The organism is Rhodococcus sp. 05-2255-1e (genome assembly GCF_002259025.1).
GTDB lineage: Bacteria > Actinomycetota > Actinomycetes > Mycobacteriales > Mycobacteriaceae > Rhodococcoides > Rhodococcoides fascians.
Map to the genome: position 1 here is coordinate 70,961 of NZ_NOZE01000036.1, position 17,980 is coordinate 88,940.

Annotated in this window: 20 protein-coding genes; 10 read left to right on the top strand and 10 right to left on the bottom strand. The window is 65.6% G+C overall.

Translation table 11 applies throughout. The features are described from left to right. Positions 1-9: 9 nt before the first annotated feature. Genes CH262_RS22785 through CH262_RS22810 form a run of 6 tightly spaced genes read right to left on the bottom strand, consistent with a single transcriptional unit; the run spans position 10 to position 2,253 of the window. Positions 10-552 (bottom strand): DUF6286 domain-containing protein, encoded by a 543-nt coding sequence (locus tag CH262_RS22785; RefSeq protein WP_052053617.1) that lies wholly within the window; start codon positions 550-552, stop codon positions 10-12. After that, the gene (locus CH262_RS22790; protein ID WP_032370065.1) at positions 549-962 is read right to left on the bottom strand and encodes an Asp23/Gls24 family envelope stress response protein; all 414 of its coding nucleotides are present in this window, start codon (positions 960-962) and stop codon (positions 549-551) included. Before CH262_RS22790 ends, CH262_RS22785 begins: the two co-directional genes overlap by 4 nt. Beyond that, on the bottom strand, positions 955-1,134 hold the full coding sequence (locus tag CH262_RS22795; RefSeq protein ID WP_027495126.1) for a hypothetical protein: 180 nt from the start codon (positions 1,132-1,134) through the stop codon (positions 955-957). The genes CH262_RS22790 and CH262_RS22795 overlap by 8 nt, the downstream gene beginning before the upstream one ends. A gap of 39 nt (positions 1,135-1,173) precedes the next feature. Next, positions 1,174-1,458 (bottom strand): hypothetical protein, encoded by a 285-nt coding sequence (locus tag CH262_RS22800; RefSeq protein WP_162182897.1) that lies wholly within the window; start codon positions 1,456-1,458, stop codon positions 1,174-1,176. A gap of 19 nt (positions 1,459-1,477) precedes the next feature. Then, the gene (locus CH262_RS22805; protein WP_027495127.1) at positions 1,478-1,768 is read right to left on the bottom strand and encodes an Asp23/Gls24 family envelope stress response protein; all 291 of its coding nucleotides are present in this window, start codon (positions 1,766-1,768) and stop codon (positions 1,478-1,480) included. Then, the gene (locus tag CH262_RS22810) at positions 1,765-2,253 is read right to left on the bottom strand and encodes an Asp23/Gls24 family envelope stress response protein (protein ID WP_027495128.1); all 489 of its coding nucleotides are present in this window, start codon (positions 2,251-2,253) and stop codon (positions 1,765-1,767) included. Before CH262_RS22810 ends, CH262_RS22805 begins: the two co-directional genes overlap by 4 nt. A gap of 120 nt (positions 2,254-2,373) precedes the next feature. Between CH262_RS22810 and CH262_RS22815 the strand changes: the two genes are divergently transcribed. The 8 genes from CH262_RS22815 to CH262_RS22850 all read left to right on the top strand — a co-directional run bounded on the left by CH262_RS22815 (position 2,374) and on the right by CH262_RS22850 (position 11,026). Beyond that, a complete protein-coding gene (locus CH262_RS22815) occupies positions 2,374-2,931 on the top strand; it encodes an RNA polymerase sigma factor (RefSeq protein WP_052056556.1) in 558 nt (185 codons plus the stop codon). Next, on the top strand, positions 2,916-3,374 hold the full coding sequence (locus CH262_RS22820; protein ID WP_032385180.1) for a hypothetical protein: 459 nt from the start codon (positions 2,916-2,918) through the stop codon (positions 3,372-3,374). Before CH262_RS22815 ends, CH262_RS22820 begins: the two co-directional genes overlap by 16 nt. 117 nt (positions 3,375-3,491) lie before the next feature. After that, the gene (locus CH262_RS22825) at positions 3,492-3,575 is read left to right on the top strand and encodes a potassium-transporting ATPase subunit F (protein ID WP_072691966.1); all 84 of its coding nucleotides are present in this window, start codon (positions 3,492-3,494) and stop codon (positions 3,573-3,575) included. A gap of 7 nt (positions 3,576-3,582) precedes the next feature. Then, positions 3,583-5,247, top strand: coding sequence for a potassium-transporting ATPase subunit KdpA (kdpA, locus tag CH262_RS22830; protein WP_032367713.1), 1,665 nt, complete (start codon positions 3,583-3,585; stop codon positions 5,245-5,247). Continuing rightward, positions 5,244-7,256 carry a potassium-transporting ATPase subunit KdpB gene (gene kdpB / locus CH262_RS22835; protein WP_032385179.1) on the top strand — a complete coding sequence of 671 codons (2,013 nt, stop codon included), beginning with the start codon at positions 5,244-5,246 and terminating at the stop codon, positions 7,254-7,256. Before kdpA ends, kdpB begins: the two co-directional genes overlap by 4 nt. Positions 7,257-7,258: 2 nt before the next feature. After that, positions 7,259-7,915 (top strand): potassium-transporting ATPase subunit C, encoded by a 657-nt coding sequence (locus tag CH262_RS22840; RefSeq protein ID WP_032385178.1) that lies wholly within the window; start codon positions 7,259-7,261, stop codon positions 7,913-7,915. Then, the gene (locus tag CH262_RS22845; protein WP_052056554.1) at positions 7,899-10,352 is read left to right on the top strand and encodes a sensor histidine kinase; all 2,454 of its coding nucleotides are present in this window, start codon (positions 7,899-7,901) and stop codon (positions 10,350-10,352) included. Before CH262_RS22840 ends, CH262_RS22845 begins: the two co-directional genes overlap by 17 nt. Then, positions 10,349-11,026, top strand: coding sequence for a response regulator (locus CH262_RS22850; RefSeq protein WP_032369992.1), 678 nt, complete (start codon positions 10,349-10,351; stop codon positions 11,024-11,026). Before CH262_RS22845 ends, CH262_RS22850 begins: the two co-directional genes overlap by 4 nt. A gap of 19 nt (positions 11,027-11,045) precedes the next feature. Here CH262_RS22850 and ggt read toward each other — a convergent pair whose 3' ends face one another. Together ggt and CH262_RS22860 are read right to left on the bottom strand one after the other, a co-directional pair. After that, the gene (ggt, locus tag CH262_RS22855) at positions 11,046-12,968 is read right to left on the bottom strand and encodes a gamma-glutamyltransferase (protein ID WP_032385176.1); all 1,923 of its coding nucleotides are present in this window, start codon (positions 12,966-12,968) and stop codon (positions 11,046-11,048) included. 36 nt (positions 12,969-13,004) lie between these two features. Then, entirely contained in the window at positions 13,005-15,227 is a 2,223-nt protein-coding gene (locus CH262_RS22860; protein ID WP_032385175.1) for a putative bifunctional diguanylate cyclase/phosphodiesterase, read from the bottom strand. A 198-nt stretch (positions 15,228-15,425) separates the two neighbouring features. On the opposite strand from CH262_RS22860, the gene CH262_RS22865 reads away from it, so the two are divergent. After that, positions 15,426-16,136 (top strand): Clp protease N-terminal domain-containing protein, encoded by a 711-nt coding sequence (locus CH262_RS22865; protein ID WP_176457183.1) that lies wholly within the window; start codon positions 15,426-15,428, stop codon positions 16,134-16,136. A 9-nt stretch (positions 16,137-16,145) separates the two neighbouring features. Here the strand turns inward: CH262_RS22865 and CH262_RS22870 are convergent, their stop codons facing one another. Then, positions 16,146-17,135 (bottom strand): NAD(P)/FAD-dependent oxidoreductase, encoded by a 990-nt coding sequence (locus tag CH262_RS22870; RefSeq protein WP_032385174.1) that lies wholly within the window; start codon positions 17,133-17,135, stop codon positions 16,146-16,148. A gap of 291 nt (positions 17,136-17,426) precedes the next feature. Between CH262_RS22870 and CH262_RS22875 the strand changes: the two genes are divergently transcribed. Further along, complete coding sequence (locus CH262_RS22875; protein WP_230593523.1) at positions 17,427-17,615, top strand: hypothetical protein; 189 nt, start codon at positions 17,427-17,429, stop codon at positions 17,613-17,615. Here CH262_RS22875 and CH262_RS27830 read toward each other — a convergent pair. Then, positions 17,612-17,770, bottom strand: a complete 159-nt coding sequence (locus tag CH262_RS27830; protein ID WP_167328122.1) for a hypothetical protein — start codon at positions 17,768-17,770, stop codon at positions 17,612-17,614. The two genes, CH262_RS22875 and CH262_RS27830, sit on opposite strands and share 4 nt — an antisense overlap. Positions 17,771-17,980 lie beyond the last annotated feature (210 nt).

Genomic DNA, 17,980 nt, shown 5'->3' on the forward strand with positions numbered 1-17,980 from the left:
GCTGTCCTTTCATGAGGCCTGTCCTGTCGTTCGCACTCGGGTGCGCACCTTGGGTGCCGACGCGAGTGGGCGGAGGGCGTCGTCCACGGATGTCACAACCGCGGACTTCAGAGCAGAGGTGTCGGTACCGGCCACGGTGGATACGGCGACGGTGACCTTCTTGTTGCCTGCCTTGGCAGACGCGGTGTCGACGCCGACACTGTCGAGGGCGGCAGATCGCGCGACGGCAGCGACGTCGCCCTTACGAAGCCAGACGCCCTGCTCGGTGAGAGCACGGTGGGTGCGACGACGTGGGCGAATTGCCACGAACACCAGAACGAATCCGATGACGACGGCCGCGATACCTGCGGGCAGCATCCACTGCTGAGCGGTGAGCCCGTCGAGGTTCGATGCGGCCGGGCCGACCCACTCGGAGCCGTCGAGAGCGCCCAGCTTCAGCAGCGCCTCGCGTCCGAGTACGACTCCGGCGGCGATGAGAACGAGAGCGAACAGGACGGCCGGAACAGCTGCGGTGGGGTTGGCCACCGGCTTCTTGCTTGCTTGCTCTGTCACTGCACTCTCCCTTCTTCGCTGGTGGGCTCGGCCGGTATGCATTCGACGGTCACGTCGACTCGGTCGACGGTGTAGATACCGAGTTCGGACAGGTCTCTGGCCACGGCGGCGCGAACGTTCGCAGCCACTTTCGCCAACGGTGAGGGCCAGGTGACTCCGACGGAGACCTTTGCTCGCACGCGCTCGCCGGTGATCGTCACATCGGCCTTCGGCAGATCACGCCCACCGAGGAGGTGCAGTCCGGGCTGGCGGTCGGTGACGGAGTCGGTGCCGCGGGCCGCCAGAACGGCCAGGCGTTCGACTGCCTTGTGCTTGATCTCCAGGGAACCGCGATCGCCGGGGTCCGCGAGTGACCCCGGGGTTGCTGCCGGTGTCCCGGGGGTCGTGGGGGCTGCTGCTGTGTCAGTCACGACCGCGACCACGCATGATCGAGTTCAGATCCAGTTCACCGTCGATGTAGCGGCCGACGAAGAAACCGAGTCCGCCGAGGACGATGGCGATGAGGAAGCCGGTGAAGCCGCCGGCTGCTGCGGCGATGGCCAGCAGAAGTCCCACGAACAAACCGATGGTTGCAGTGGTCATGGTCTTGATCTCCAGTCAGAGTGTTCGGATGTCGAGAGTTCAGATGTCGAAGTAGTTGCGTCGAGTGACGCGTTTGCGGAGCCGGGCGATGCGTTTCGGCAGTGTGCGCAGTGGCGTCGGTACCGAGGACGAACGGAACGCTGTCGGTGCGCTGGCAGTGTTGATCGGAGTCGACGGAAGTACGGCGAACCGGCGGTCGACTTCCGCGAGCTCTGCCATGTACCGGGCGGGATCACCACCGATGTCGGGGTGGTGTTCTCGGGCCACAGCGCGCCGGGCCGCCTTGTACGCGGCGGCCCGGTCGCGCGCTGAATGCTCGTTCACCTGGTCAGACTCGCACAATTCAGACCCGCACGACATCCTCGACTGTGACGTGCACGGGCCCGTCGACCATTGCCGCGACGGTGCTACGCACTGCCTCGGCGGTCTCCCGTACGGCGTAGCCGAACTGGAGAGTGACGTGTACCTCGGTGCCGTCGTCTGCGATCCGGATGCCGGCGACGCGGCGTCCGGGTAGATAGGTCGCAGCCTCGCCGAACATGCCGCCGTGCAGCCCGACGACACCGTCGATCGCCTGTACGGCGTCGGCGATGTCCTCGGACTTGTCACGGTCCGTCGGGTTCGGGTCGGTCACTGCACTCGGGTGGAGGCGGTCTCGGTGGTCTCCTCTTCGTCCGAGCCGTCGTCCAGGTAGATGTCGTGAACGACGATGTTGACCTCGGTGACCTCGAGGCCCGTCATGCGCTCGACGGCGTTGATGACGTTGCGACGGATGCCTGCTGCGAGGTCTGCGATCGAGACGCCGTAATCGGCGACGATGTCGATGTCGACCGCTGCCTGACGCTCGCCGACCTCGACCGAGACGCCCTGCGACTGGTTGACGCGGGCACCCGGGATACGCTCGCGCAGGGCACCGATCGCGCGGCTCGCTCCGCCGCCGACGGCATGTACGCCCTGGACCTCACGGGTGGCGATGCCGGCGATCTTCGAGACGACGGTATCGGCAATGGTGGTGCGGCCCTGCGAGCTGACGAGCACGGAATCCGACTTCGTGGTGATGTCGGTTTTGCCTTCGCCTGCTGCGGATACGGTTGCCTTGGTGTCCGTCGTGGAGCTCATGACTGCCTCTCTTCGCTGAGTTGTGGTGCACAGTGTGTGTCAGGAGTTGGTCGTAGCTCGATCACCGAAACGCACGTACAAATAAAGTGACCTACGTCATAGATTACGTCTGGGGGCCCGATGGAGTGGAGAGATGCGTCGGACCGCGTACTCGTCGGCGCAGCCGCGCTCGGCGAGACGGATGCGTTCGAGGAGATCGTGGGCCGATACGGACCGGAGATGTTTCGGTACGCCCGAAACATGCTGTCCGATCAGGGTGCAGCAGAGGAGGTGGTGCAGGACGCGTTCGTCGCAGCGTGGAAGGGGCTCGACAACTTCCGTGGCGAGTCGGCTCTGCGCACCTGGCTGTTCTCGTTGGTCTCGCACAAAGTGATAGATCATCGCCGGCGTCGCAGCGTTCCTCCTGCGGAAGACTGGGTATTCGAGCGCAAGAGCACGGGCGCGGGAAGTGATCCCGAGGCGGACGTCGAAGCAGACAGCTTCATGGCCGAATTGGGTGTGGCACTGGCGGAGTTGCCCTATCGGCAACGGGCCTGCTGGTTGCTTCGGGAGGTCGAGGGCCTGACCCATCCGGAGATCGGCGCGATCATGACGTTGTCCGCAGGAGCAGTACGAGGTCAATTGACCAGAGCACGAGCAACATTGAGCGAAAGGTTGGCGACATGGCGAACCCGGTAGAACCGAATGCGGTTCTCGCGCGTGCTGCCACCGAGCTTCGGGAGGCACCGCAGGAACCGAACTGGGTGGACATCAGCTCGTCCATCCTCGCGAAAGTGCGCAATACGACGCGTCGCACCTGGCCGATCGACAGCGTCTTCCCGGCGGGTTCAGCGGCCGATCCACGGGACTCACTGCGGATCAGCGATCACATCGTCAAGACGACGTTGCGCCGTGCCCTCGCGGGCGTACACGGTGCACAGCCCACCGAGATCGACCTCGATCTCGAGGATCACGCCTGCACAGGTCTGTTCGTCGCGGTGATCGGCGTGTACGGCGACGATCTGCAGGCGGCAGGCGAAGAACTGGCATCGATCGCCATCGACGTGGTTGCGGACCTGCTCGGCGTCACCCTCGGCAGGGATGCGGTCGAAATCCGCGTCGACGACATCGAGGAGCGCTAGCGGATCGCGATTGCCCGAGGAGCGCTAGCGTAAAAACCCCGTCATGACCGCAGGTCGTGGGCGTAGGAAAGCGTAAGGAACGCGTTTTCGTTCGCTGGTGGGATTCAAGATCGAGCAATGACCGAATTGCTCTGTCTCACGGTGGCCGCGTTCGTCGCGGTCTACCTGTTCGTCGCTCTTCTCGATCCGGAGAGGTTCTGACGGCGCCATGAATCCTGCTCTGCTTGCCGGTCTTCAGATCGGCATCGTGATAGTCGTGTTGGCGGCGGCGTACGTGCCGCTCGGTGACTACATGGCCCGGGTGTTCGGTTCTACCCACGACACTCGAGTCGAGAGTCTGCTCTATCGGGTGGCCCGGGTGAACTCGTCGTCGGAACAGACCTGGGTCGGCTATTCCACCAGCCTGCTGGGGTTCTCGTTCGCCGGGGTCGTATTCCTGTTCGTACTGCAGCGAATTCAGGGTGTGCTCCCGCTGAACGGTGGCCTGTCGGGGGTGAGTCCGGCGATGGCGTTCAACACTGCGGCGTCGTTCGTCACCAACACCAACTGGCAGTCGTACGTTCCCGAGACCACGCTGTCGAATCTGACGCAGCCGCTGGGGCTGGCGGTGCAGAACTTCGTCTCTGCTGCAGTCGGTCTCGCGGTGGCGATCGCCGTCGTGCGCGGCTTCGTTCGGGTGTCGACGGGCGGTGAGCTCGGCAATTTCTGGGTCGACCTCACGCGCGGGACGCTCCGTATTCTGCTGCCGCTCTCTGTGCTCGTCGCGGTGATCATGCTGACTCAGGGCACGGTGATGTCGTTCTCGTCCGGCTTCACCTCCACCGGTCTCGATGGGCAGACGGTCACCAATGCGCTTGCGCCCGTTGCCTCGCAGGAGGCTATCAAGGAGATCGGCACCAACGGTGGTGGCATTCTGGCGGCCAACTCGGCGCACCCGTTCGAGAACCCGACACCACTGACCAACATCGTGCAGATCATCTCGTTGCTGCTGATCCCGGTGGCCCTCACTCGTACGTTCGGCACGATGATCGGCAACCGCAAGCAGGGTCTGACGCTGCTTGCGGTGATGGCGACGCTGTGGGCGACGCTGTTGGCGGTGACGTTGTTCGCCGAATCCGGTACCCGTGGAGTGGCAGCAACGGCCGCGGGCGCGATGATGGAAGGCAAGGAAGTTCGCTTCGGCATCCCGGCGTCTGCGCTGTTCGCGGTGTCGACGACCGGAACATCGACCGGCGCAGTCAATTCGGCCCACGACAGTATGTCTGCGCTGGGCGGCGGAGCGGTGTTGCTGAACATGCTGTTCGGCGAGATCGCGCCGGGTGGCGTCGGCACCGGTCTGTACGGATTGCTGGTGCTCGCGGTCATCGCCGTCTTCGTCGGTGGTCTGCTCGTCGGCCGAACTCCGGAATTCCTCGGCAAGAAGCTGGGTCGACGGGCCATCACGATGGCCGCGCTCTCGGTTCTCGTGATGCCGATCCTCGTGCTCGTCGGCACGTCGATCACGGTGATACTCGAATCGACGACGAGCTATCAAGGCAACCCGGGCATCCACGGCTTCACCGAGGTGCTCTACGCCTACGCATCGGCATCGAACAACAACGGCAGCGCGTTCGGCGGCCTGACCGTGACGAGCGACTGGTTCCAGATCTCCCTCGGTATCGCGATGCTGCTCGGCCGCTTTCTGCCGATCGTCTTCGTGTTGGCCCTGGCCGGTTCGCTTGCGACGACCAAACGCAGCGCACCCAACGCCGGCACCCTGCCCACCGATGGACCGTTGTTCGGCACGCTGCTGATCGGTACCTCGATCCTGGTCGCGGCCCTCACCTTCTTCCCCGCACTTGCTCTCGGACCCATAGCAGAGGCCATGCAATGAACCTGTCACTGAAGACCGCACTACCCGGCGCGTTTCGCAAACTCGATCCGCGTCACCTGGCCCGCAACCCGGTCATGTTCGTCGTCTTTCTCGGCTCGATCGTCACGACGATCCTGTCGATCGCTCAGCCGTCGGTGTTCGCCTGGTTCGTCACCGGCTGGCTGTGGTTCACGGTGCTGTTCGCGAACCTCGCCGAATCCGTAGCCGAAGGCCGCGGCAAGGCGCAGGCGGCCAGCCTGCGAAAGGTGAAGCAAGACACTACTGCTCGACGACGCACGGCGTCGGGTGCCGAGTTCGTGATCACCGAGGTGGCCGGTGCCGAATTGAAGGTCGGCGACGAGGTCGTCGTCTCGGCCGGTGAGGTCATTCCCGGCGACGGCGATGTCATCGAGGGCATTGCGACCGTCGACGAATCGGCGATCACCGGTGAATCGGCTCCCGTGGTCCGTGAATCCGGAGGTGACCGGTCGGCCGTCACCGGCGGCACGATCGTGCTGTCCGACGAGATCGTCGTGAAAATCACTGCAGCGCAGGGTGAGACGTTCGTGGATCGGATGATCGCCCTCGTCGAGGGCGCGGCGCGGCAGAAGACGCCGAACGAGATCGCCCTGAACATCCTGCTCGCGTCGCTGACCATCGTGTTTCTCTTCGCTGTCGTCGCCATCGGTCCGATGTCGAATTACGCGGGACAGCAACAGGATCCAATCCAGCTGATTGCCCTGCTCGTCTGCCTGATCCCCACGACCATCGGGGCACTGCTCTCCGCCATCGGTATCGCGGGCATGGACCGCCTCGTGCAGCGCAACGTACTGGCAATGTCCGGCCGGGCAGTGGAGGCGGCAGGCGACATCGACACCCTGCTGATGGACAAGACCGGGACCATCACCTTCGGTAACCGCCGCGCCACCGGCCTGCATCCGGCGACGGGCATCGACGCCGCCGAATTGGCTCGCGCAGCTCGGCTGTCGTCGCTGGCCGACGGCACCCCCGAGGGACGCAGCATCGTCGAACTGGTCGAGCGCGACTTCGACTCCGTCACGGCAGAGGGCGAATCCGAGCGCGGCGAGTTCGTGGCGTTCACGGCGCAAACCCGGATGAGCGGGTTGGATCTACCGGGCATGGAGATCCGCAAGGGTGCAGCGGATTCGGTCTACAGTTGGATTCGCGACGGCGGCGGGACGGCCGATCTGGACGGTACCGTGCACGACATCGCCCAGAACGGCGGCACTCCGCTGGTGGTCGCGGTACGCGAAACCGGTTCTGCTGCTCGCGCTCTCGGTGTCGTCGAACTCTCGGACGTCGTCAAACCCGGCATTGCCGAACGGTTCGCTCAGCTGCGGGCCATGGGCATCCGAACCGTGATGGTCACCGGCGACAACCCGCTGACCGCCAAAGCCATTGCTGCCGAGGCAGGTGTCGACGACTACCTGGCCGAGGCCACTCCCGAGGACAAGCTCACGCTCATCCGGCAGGAGCAGGAAGGCGGCAGGCTCGTCGCGATGACCGGCGACGGCACCAACGACGCCCCGGCTCTCGCGCAGGCCGACGTCGGCGTGGCGATGAACACCGGCACCTCGGCCGCCAAGGAAGCCGGCAACATGGTCGACCTCGATTCCGATCCGACCAAACTGATCGAGATCGTCGAAATCGGTAAGCAGTTGCTCATCACGCGCGGTGCTCTGACGACGTTCTCGTTGGCCAACGACCTGGCGAAGTACTTCGCGATTCTGCCGGCGATGTTCTCCACCGTCTATCCCCAGCTGGGCGGGCTCAACATCATGCACCTGGCGACCCCGGAATCGGCGATCCTGTCCGCGGTGATCTTCAACGCGCTCGTCATCGTCGCGCTGATTCCGTTGGCACTCAAAGGTGTTCGATACACCCCGGCGTCCGCAGCTGCGTTGCTGCGGCGGAACCTACTGGTCTATGGCGTCGGCGGCGTCATCAGTCCGTTCGTCGGTATCTGGCTCATCGACCTGCTCGTTCGACTCATTCCAGGGATTGGCTGACCATGCGTTTCGTACAGGGATTTCTCCGTCAGGTCGTTGCAGGCTTCGCAGTGCTGCTGGCGCTCACCGTGATCCTCGGCATCGCGTATCCGGCTGTGGTCTGGGGCATCAGCCGCATCGGCACCGACTCCGCCGAGGGGTCGCCGCTGCGTGACGCACAGGGCTGTGTCGTCGGCAGCTCGCTGATCGGCGTCGATCCGCAGGTGGCTCCGGGAGAGCCGGATCCGTTCTTCCACACCCGCGTCACGGGCTCGGTATCGGACGACGACGCGTTCGCGCCGGGAGATCCGGCCGCAGCGCTACCGACCAATCAGGGCCCGTCGAGCGAGGTACTCGCGTCGTTCGTCGAACAGCGTCGAGCCGCCATCGCCGCCCGGGAGAACGTCGACCCGTCCGCGATTCCGGCCGACGCCGTCACCGGCTCCGGATCCGGTATCGATCCCGACATCAGTCCCGCCTACGCGGCCCTCCAGGTCGCCCGGGTGGCGCAGGTCAACGGCGCGCCGGTGAGCGAGGTGGAGGCTCTGGTCGACCAGTACACCCGCGGCCCGCAGTACGGTGTACTCGGTGCCGAAGCGGTGAATGTCCCGGAGTTGAACCTGGCACTGCGGGACGCATACCGGCCGGGTGAGGAGACAGGCTGTGGCGGACAGGGGTGAGCTGCGGATCTACCTCGGTGCCGCGCCCGGCGTCGGCAAGACCTTCGCCATGCTCGGCGAAGCTCGTCGGCTGCAGGATCGCGGACGTGACGTGGTCGCGGCCGTCGTGGAAACGCACGGCCGGGCGCGAACCATCGAGGCGCTCGAGGGCATCGAGGTCCTGCCGATGGCCACGGTCCGTTATCGCGGATCCTCTGCGCAGGAACTCGATCTCGACGCGGTCCTGACGCGTCGCCCCGAGGTGGTGCTCGTCGACGAACTTGCGCACACCAACACTCCGGGCAGCGTCCACGACAAGCGGTGGCAGGACGTCGAAGTGCTGCTCGACGCGGGCATCGACGTCATCTCCACCCTCAACGTGCAGCACCTCGAATCGCTGAACGACGTGGTGCAGCAGATCACCGGTGTTCCGCAGCGAGAGACGGTTCCCGACAGCGTGGTTCGGGCCGCCGACGAAGTCGAGCTGGTCGACATCACACCCGAGGCGCTGCGGAGCAGGCTGCGGCACGGCAACGTCTACGCCGCCGACAAAGTAGACGCCGCGCTGAGCAACTACTTCCGCGGCGGCAACCTGACGGCTCTGCGTGAGCTCGCACTGCTGTGGATCGCCGACCAGGTCGACGCCGCATTGGTGAAGTACCGCAAGGACAATCGCATCACCGACACCTGGGAGGCGCGCGAGCGGGTGGTGGTCGCGGTGACGGGCGGCCCCGAGTCGGAAACCCTGCTGCGGCGGGCGAGTCGGATCGCCTCGAAGTCCAGTGCCGAACTGATGGTGCTGCACATCGTTCGCGGAGACGGCCTCATGGGCGTGTCCGCACCGCAGATGGGTTCCGTGCGCAAGCTCGCCGCCGGCCTCGGTGCGAGTGTGCACAGCGTCGTCGGGGACGACGTGCCCACCACTCTGCTCGATTTCGCGCGCGGAGTGAACGCCACGCAGTTGGTGATCGGTACCTCGAGAAGGTCACGTGCCGCCCGCATTCTCGACGAGGGTATCGGTGCGGCCGTGGTGCAGAACTCGGGAAAGATCGACGTGCACATGGTCACTCACGCCGAGCAGGCCCGTCGGCGGAGTCTGCAGGTCGATTCGGGTCGTCGACGGGTGATCGCCTGGCTCGCCGCGGTTCTCGTGCCTTGCTTGGCCGCTGCAGTGCTGAGCACGGTCGGTCCGGACTTCGATTCCAGCGGTGAGAGCGCCCTGTTCTTCATGGTGGTGCTGTGTGTGGCGCTGCTCGGAGGTGTTGCACCGGCGGCACTCTCGGCGCTGATCGCAGGATTTCTGCTGAACTATTTCTTCACCACACCCAGATACAGCCTGACGATCGCCGAGCCGGACAACTTCGTCGTGACCGTCGTACTGCTGCTGGTCGCTGTGGCAGTCGCGGCCTTGGTGGATGCGGCCGCTCGTCGGACGCGTCAGGCACGCCGGGCGACGCAGGAAGCCGAACTGTTGACCCTGTTCGCGGGGTCCGTCCTGCGCGGTGCCGATCTGGGCGCGCTGCTCGAGCGCGCACGGGAGACGTATCGGCAGTCCGGCGTCGCACTGTGGGACAACCAGTCCCGGTCCATCGTGGGCAGCTCGGGCGAACACCCGCCGACCGATCGCAACGGGGCCGACACCGAGATCGACGCGGGCGATTTCACGCTGCTGCTCGTCGGCGAACGCACCCGCGCCCACGATCGCCGCGTCCTCGCAGCCGTGGCCAACCAAGCCGCGGGCATGGTGCGCCAAGCCCGTTTGGCCGAGGAAGCCAGCCGCGCCAACGCACTGGCCGAGGCCGACGCGTTGCGTCGAGCATTGCTCTCGGCGGTCAGCCACGATCTGCGAACGCCGCTGTCGGCGGTCAAGGCAGCCTCGTCGTCGCTGCGCAGCACCGACGTTCAGTTCTCGCCCGAGGACACCGACGAACTGCTCGCCACCATCGACGAGTCGGCCGACCAGTTGACGGCATTGGTGACCAATCTGCTCGACTCCTCGCGGCTGCAAGCCGGTGTGGTGCAACCCAGTCTGCGTCCCGTCTTCGTCGACGACGTACTGGCAGGCGCGCTGGTGGGGGCCGACGAGCGGGTGCGGGTCGAGGTGGGTGACGTCGAAGTGCTCGCCGATCCGGGTCTGCTCGAACGAGTGCTCGCGAACCTGGTGGCGAACAGTGCCCGCTACGCCCCCACCGGCGAGATCACCGTGCGCGCCGCAGTGCACGGTGACATGGCCGCCATCTCCGTCGTCGACCACGGCCCCGGCATCACCGCCGGGGCCGAAGCGACCATGTTCGACGCGTTCCAACGCCTCGGCGATCGCGACAACTCGGTGGGGGTCGGACTCGGCCTGTCGGTGGTGCGAGGATTCGTGCGGGCCATGGGCGGTACCGTCACGGCGTCGGACACCGTCGGCGGAGGGCTGACGATGACGGTCGAGTTGAAGGCGGCGAGCAGGTGAAGGTACGGGCGCTCGTCGTCGACGACGAACCACAGATCGTGCGGGCGCTGCGGATCAATCTGAACGTCCGCGGATTCGAGGTCGTCAGCGCGGCTACGGGTGGGGAAGCACTGCGGGTGGCCGCGAACTTCCACCCGGACATCGTGATTCTGGATCTCGGTCTGCCCGACATCGACGGTATCGACGTCATAGCAGGTCTGCGCGGATGGACCGATGTGCCGATTCTGGTGCTCTCGGCGCGGACCGACTCGGCCGACACCGTCGAGGCACTCGATGCCGGAGCGGATGACTTCGTGACCAAGCCGTTCGGCATGGACGAGCTGCTGGCGCGACTGCGCGCGGCCCTGCGCCGCGGTCCGCAGTCGGTGCCGGACCCCATCGTCGAGACCGCGGATTTCACGGTCGACCTCGCCGCCAAAACCGTTGTTCGACAGGGTGAGAACGTGCACCTGACCCGCACCGAATGGGGCGTCCTCGAACTGCTCGTCCGCAACGAGGGGAAACTGGTGTCGCAGAAAGAGATTCTGCGTACCGTGTGGGGACCCGGGCACGAACGCGAAACGCATTATCTGCGAATCTATCTCGGCCAACTACGCCAGAAGTTGGAACGAGACCCGGCGGCACCGGTGCATCTGATCACCGAGACCGGCATGGGCTATCGATTCGTGAGCTGAGCGCTACCCGCGCCCGCACCTACCCACCCAGTACCTCACCTTCGCGGCGTGGGTCCGCTCCGCCGATCCAGCCACCGTCGGTGCGTTGCAGCGCGCTCAGCCCGCTCGACTGGTCGGCAACCGAGACCTGGTGGCCCTTCTCGCGCAGCGTCACCACGACCGGATCGTTCTCTCCGGTCACGTTGGGATGTTCGCCGCCGTAGTTGGTGGACGGGGTGTTGGCCGCTCCGAAGTCGACCATCGACACCGCCTGCTGCGGGTCCATTCCCCAATCGAGAAGTCCTACCAGTGTTTTGACGACGAACTGGATGATGACAGACCCGCCGGGTGAGCCTGCGACGAGAACGAGATCTCCGCGTGTGCCGTCGTCGCTGCGATCGAACACCAGGGTCGGGGCCATCGAGCTGCGCGGGCGCTTGCCTGGCTCGACGCGGTTGGCCATGGGAGTTCCGTCCTCGGCCACCGGCGCGGCGGAGAAGTCGGTGAGCTGATTGTTGAGCAGGAAGCCGTCGACCATGTGGAACGAGCCGAAGGCCGACTCGACAGTTGTCGTCATCGAGGCCGCGTTGCCCTCGCCGTCGACGATCGAGATGTGGCTGGTGCCGTGCTCGGGATCGGTGGACGAGGCGAATTGCACGGGCCCGAAGTCGCCCGGTTTCGCGGTACCCATCGACTTGCCCTCGTCGATCAGTCCTGCTCTGCTGCTGAGGTACTCGGGGTCGAGCAGGGCGTCGGGCGAGCCGCCGGGTAGGGGTACGAAATCCGGATCGGCGACGTACTTGTCGCGATCGGCGTACGCCAGACGCTCGGCCTCGGAGATCAGGTGCACGGCCTCGGCGGTCGGCTTGCCGCCGTTGGCGTCCATGTCCGTCGGGGCGTATTGCGCCAGATCGAAGTTGGACAGAATGCCCATCGTCGACGCCACCGCGATGCCGCCGGAGGACGGCCCCGGCATTCCGCAGATGTCGTGATCGCGGTACGGCGTGCACACTGCGGTACGGGTCTTCGGCTCGTAGCCGGCGAGGTCGTCCACCGTGATCTGCCCCGGGGTACGGCCGGCGGTGGTATCTGCTGTCGCGTCGACGATCGCCTGGGCAATGTCGCCGGTGTAGAAGGCATCGGCACCGTCGGTTGCGATGGCGGACAACGTCTTCGACATCGCCGGATTGTTCAGCACCGTGCCGGCGGGCTTACCGGTACCGTCGGGTTGCAGGAAGTAGTCCTTGGACGCCGGGTCGAGTGCGAGCTTCGGTGCCGAGTCCGCGATGGACGAGGCCATGCGCGGGCTGATCTCGATTCCGTTGTCGGCGAGCTCGATCGCGGGTCGGAACAGATCCCCCCACGGCTTGTCACCGTGATCCTCGTGCGCCTGCTCGAGCATGCGCACAACACCCGGCACGCCGATCGATCGGCCACTGGACCGAGCATCGGGTTGCGGCACAGTGCGGTTGACGTCGTCGATGTACCGCAGGTAGTCGCCGGTGGCACTCATCGGCGCGGTCTCGCGGCCGTCGTAGCTCTGCACCTCACCCGACGCGGCGTCGTAGTACATCAGAAAAGCGCCGCCGCCGATTCCCGACGACTGGGGTTCGACGAGCCCGAGCACGGTCTGCGCCACGATGAGGGCGTCGGCCGCGGTGCCGCCGTCGCGTAGTACCTCACATGCGGCCTTTGTGGAGACCGGGTTGGCGGTGGAGACCGAGTACGACGGCGTCTCCACCGGAGTCATGTTCGACCGATATCCGGTCGCCACTTCCGGATTGGTGGAGATGTCACCCGAACCGGTGCTCGGGGCCTTTCCTACCGGGGTGCCGCCACTGGCACCGAGTACGCAACTGTCCGCCGCGGCGGTGTCGGTACCGGCGTCGTCGCTACTGCTGCACGCGACGAGCGGCACCAGCAGGAGAGCACAGGCGAGGGCGGTGTAGCGAACAGGGCGCATTCCGGTTGCAGACACCGCTCGACGCTAACACCGTGGTCACCGTTGCTGCGCGGATTCGAGAAGCCAATGCGCGATGGGGGCGGGCCTGCCGTACAGATAGCCCTGCGCGAAACGGCAGTCGAGTTGCTCGATGATCGCGGCCTGTTCTTCGGTCTCGACCCCCTCGGCGACGGTAGTCACGGAAAGCGCGGACGCCATGGCGGTGATGGCGCGAATCAGCTGGACGTCGGAATCGGAGACGCCGATCTCGTGGACGAAGGACTTGTCGATCTTGAGCAGCGCAATCGGCATCTTGCGCAACCGGTTCAGCGAGGAGTAGCCGATACCGAAATCGTCGAGGACGATGAGTACGCCCATGGCGGCGAGCCGATCGAGCACGGTCTTCGCTGCGCCGACGTCGTCGATCAGAACACTTTCGGTGATCTCGAGCGCCAGGTCCGCACCGGCGACGCCGAAGGTATCGAGCACCCGTTGGACGATGCCCGGCAGCGAGTCGTCGCGCAACTGCATCGGCGAGACGTTGACCGACATGGTGACGTCCTGCCCGTTCGCGCGCAGTGTCACCAGATCGGAGATCGCGGTGCGCAGTACCCACTCACCGATCTCCTCGATGAGATTGGTCGATTCGGCAATCGGGATGAACTCGTTCGGCGTCCGTACTCGACCCTGCCAGTTCCAGCGCACGAGCGCCTCGTAGACAACGGTCTTGCGGGACTTCGTCGCGACGATCGGTTGGTAGTAGACCTCGAGCTCCCCGCGCCGGATCGCGCCGCGAAGTGCGGTGGCGGTCTCGATCGCCGATGTTGCTCGCGCACGCAAGGACTCGTCGAAGAACGCGTAGCGAGACGCCCCGAGAGATTTCGCGTGATACATCGCGGTGTCGGCCTCGCGGATGGCGTCGTGCAGTCGTTCGGCGTCGGCGATGCCCACCGAGGCCGAGACGTAGGCGGTGGCAGCACTGAGCGGGAACGGCTCGCTCAGTCGTTCGATGATGCGGCGCGCCAACAGTTCCGAACCGGAACGGTCGCGGCGGGTGAGCACCACGAACTCGTCGCCGGCATACCGAACGACGGTGTCGGCGGCACCGACGGCCGCGCGGATGCGACGTGCCGCGGCGACGATCAACTCGTCTCCGACGCGGTGGCCGTACGAATCGTTGACCATCTTGAAGTTGTCGAGGTCGACGAACAGAGTGCAGGTGCGTCCGGGCCGCTGAGCGCGTTCGTGTCGGGCGTACTCCGCGTCGAGCGTCGTGCGGTTCGGCAGTCCGGTGAGCAGGTCGTGTGCCGCGAGGTAGCGGGCATGCTCCTCGCCGGTCTGCACTCGGGCCAGGGCGCGTTCACCGCGCAGGAAGGCACCGACCAGGATCGAGGCGAGCAACAGCGAGCGGACGATCAGGTCGCCGGTGGAGACCGCCGAACCGAGCAGCGGCACGGTCGCGCAGACCACCAACAACAACACCACGAAGACAACCCGACGGCTGCTGTGGGCGGGTGCGGGGGTCTGCCGGTGCGACACCGTGCGCATGGACGGATCGAGCGCTGCCATCGCCAGCGACAGGTACGCGAACAGGTAGATGCCGTCGAGCAACCCCGAGGACGGAGCGTCGTCGGTCGTCGCCGCGAAGGCGTAGGACACGTCGCCGACGAATGTCGCCACCAGGGCGAGCAGCGCCCAGAACAGCGCGGCGGAGCGGGGTTTCGAGGAGAAGAGCAGATATGTCGTCAACGTGATCAGCGCCGCGTCGATCGCCGGATAGATCCCGTTCACCACCGTCGACACGGACGAACGCGGCAGGTCGAGGGCCGGAGAGATCAGCAGCAACCACGACAGGAACAGCGTGCCGAGGAAGATCAGGCCTGCATCGACGAGTGGGGTGATGTCGTCGATCGATCGGCGGTCTCGGATCCACCGAGACAGGGCGTATCCCACCAGGGCGTACCCGGTGAGAGTGAACAGATCCGGGAGCAGCGAGAACGATCGATCCAGCGCGTTCGGGTCGCTGCGAAACGAGACTCCGAACATGAACAGCACCGAGGCTCCGAACAGAGCCCACCAGCATCGGGCGTCGGTCGGGCGGTAGCGACGAATTGCCGCACTGATCGCCACGACCGATCCCACGGCGACGACGGCCAGAACGCCGGCACGCACGTCGGCACTGCCCTGGACGAACACCGTCACCGCGATGACGGCCACCGCAGCCAGGAACGCGGTCCGCACCGACGGCACGGCGAAGGGCGCAGAGGCCTTCGCATTCATCGAAGGACCCCACTTCCCCTCGCGTGCGGACTCGCACCGCCCCGACTGACGCCTTCATCGGTGAATATACGTCTTTGCCAGCAAAACGGTGATCAGGGTCACTATTTCCCCCCGAACAAACTTCGACTCCACCGACTCTCGGCACAGAGTCGTCAACCGAAGGTTGACGACGGGCTGGCGTCAACCTAGAGTTGACGAATGACCGAATCGACGAAGATCACCAACCCAGTCCGACTCGACGACCTGATCGCCGCCATCGAGAAGGTGCACACCGACGCACTCGATCAACTCTCCGACGCGGTGATCGCCGCCGATGCGCTCGGCGACATCGCCGACCATCTGATCGGCCACTTCGTCGATCGTGCGCGTCGGTCCGGTGCGTCCTGGACTGCCATCGGCGCGTCCATGGGCGTCAGCAAGCAGGCGGTACAGAAGCGCTTCGTGGCCAAGGGTGGCGACGACCCGGCCGAACTCGACGCCAGTCAGGGCTTCTCGCGCTTCACTCCACGCGCACGAAATGTGGTGGTGGGGGCCCAGAACGAGGCCCGGGCGACGAGCAACGATCACATCACCACCGGCCATCTGATCCTCGGCCTGCTCGGTGAGCCCGACGGCTTCGCCGCGAAGCTACTGGGTGCGCAGGGGCTCACCGACGAGCAGATCCGTACCGCGGTGACGGCGACGCTGCCCGAACCGGCCGATCCCCTGCCGGCGCTGATCCCCTTCGACGCCGGTGCCCAGAAGGCACTGGAATTGACCTTCCGTGAGGCGCTTCGGTTGGGGCACAACTACATCGGCACCGAGCACATCCTGTTGGCGTTGCTCGAGAACGAGGATGCCACCCTGGCCGAACTCGGGGTCCGCAAAGACGCCATCGAGAGCGGACTGGCAACCGCACTGGGAAGCTGATGTCCGACGTCAGGAGGCCATTGCTTCGGCCCGTTCCACGGCGAACCGAACGTCCTCCTCGATGAGGTCACCGTTGATCGCGGCACCGGCCTTCACGCCTGCCGCCGAGGCCGCGACGACGGTGTCCATGGGTGCCGCCACGTTGCCGGCCACCCACACCCCCGGCACGGACGTCGCCCCGACCGGGTCGGCCTCGATGTAGGTGCCCAAGACGTGACCGTTCATCATCATCTCGGTCGTCTCGAGTCCCAATGACTCGAGAACGTCTGCGCGGGAGGTGAAGTTGGGGCCGACGACGACGGCGTCGAGCGCGACGGCGACGCCGTTCGCCAACGTGACGCCGACGATGGCGTCGTTCTCGACGTCGACTCGCGTGATCTCTTCTTCGACCACGACGATCCCGCGGGCGCGCATCCGCGTCAGCTCCTCGGGGCTCAATTCCGTTGCGGTGTGGGTGAACACTGTGACGTTCTCCGACAGTTGACGCCACATCTGAGCCTGATGCCCGGACATGACGCTGCCGATGATGCCGATCGCCCGGTCTCGGACTTCCCATCCGTGGCAGTACGGGCAGTGCAGTACGTCGCGACCCCAGCGCTCGGCGAGCCCGGGGATGCTGGGAAGAATGTCGGTGAGACCGGTGGTGACCAGAAGGCGACGGCCTCGAACGACGGTGCCGTCGGCGAGGGACACCTCGAACCCGGAGTCGGTCCGCGCAGCCGAGGTCGCGCTGCCGTCGACGATGCGGACGCCGTAGTGCTCGGCCTCGATACGGCCGAGACGAACGAGCTCGAGCGGAGATTCGCCGTCGCGCGTCAGGTAGTTGTGGGAATGGGCGGCCGGAGCGTTGCGCGGATCGCCGGCGTCGACGATCGCCACGGATCGGCGGGAGCGTCCGAGAGCCACGGCTGCGCTGAGCCCCGCGACTCCGCCGCCGACGATGATTGCGTCGACGGGGACATTCTCGACGGGGGCTGGGTATGCGTTGTCTGAAGTCATGTCTGCAGTGTGCGGACAGGACTCTAGGGTTGGCAAGAAAAATTGCCGGAACAGCAACTTGTCGAAGACGAAAATACCGCTGCCCCTAGCCGGGCGCACAAAACGAGGTAGCTGCCCTGTTTGTCCCCGCGTCGGCCGAACCGACGGTTGCCATCGGTGGCAGTAAGCGCGGATCTACCGCTTGAACAGGCCGTTCGGGTGCGGTCTACTGATCGGCAGGAAGAATTTGGGGGCGCAATGGGGAATCTTGAAATCGGGGATACGGTCGTCGCAATCAGAAATCTGGGACGCGTGCGTTGGCGAAGCGGCATTCCCAAGGGAACCGTGGGGATCGTCGTAGGCATCGACTGGCTCGGCGACGCCCGAGTGGACTTCACCGCCGACCCGTCGATGCGAGCGCGCGGAGAAGCGGTGGAGCACATCGTGGCCGACGGTGACGTCCGGACGGTGCGGTCAGCGCCTCGCCGCTTGTTCGGCTAGCTGCCGTCGGTTCGCTCGTCGTCGGTGGCCGGGCCGGTTTCGATGGCCCCGCCCTCGCTGGACCAGTCGTTGGTGTCTGCGTCCGCAGCCGGGTCGGACTGCACGTCCTTGTCGGCGTCGGGGGCAGAGTTCTCGTCGTGCTTCGGATCAGTCATGTGTGCGGTGTACCCGTGCGGTGCCGGACGAACCGTCGGCACCGCACGGATGGCGAACTGCCGGTCCTACAGTCCGAAGGGCAGCGTTCCCGGTGCCAGCTCGAAGCCGCTGCTACCAGCAGAAATGGAGCCGAAGCCGGCCAGGATCGCGTTGATGAAGTTGGTGATCATGCGATGTTCCTTTCCTTCGATGTGTAGACGTACTCGTGG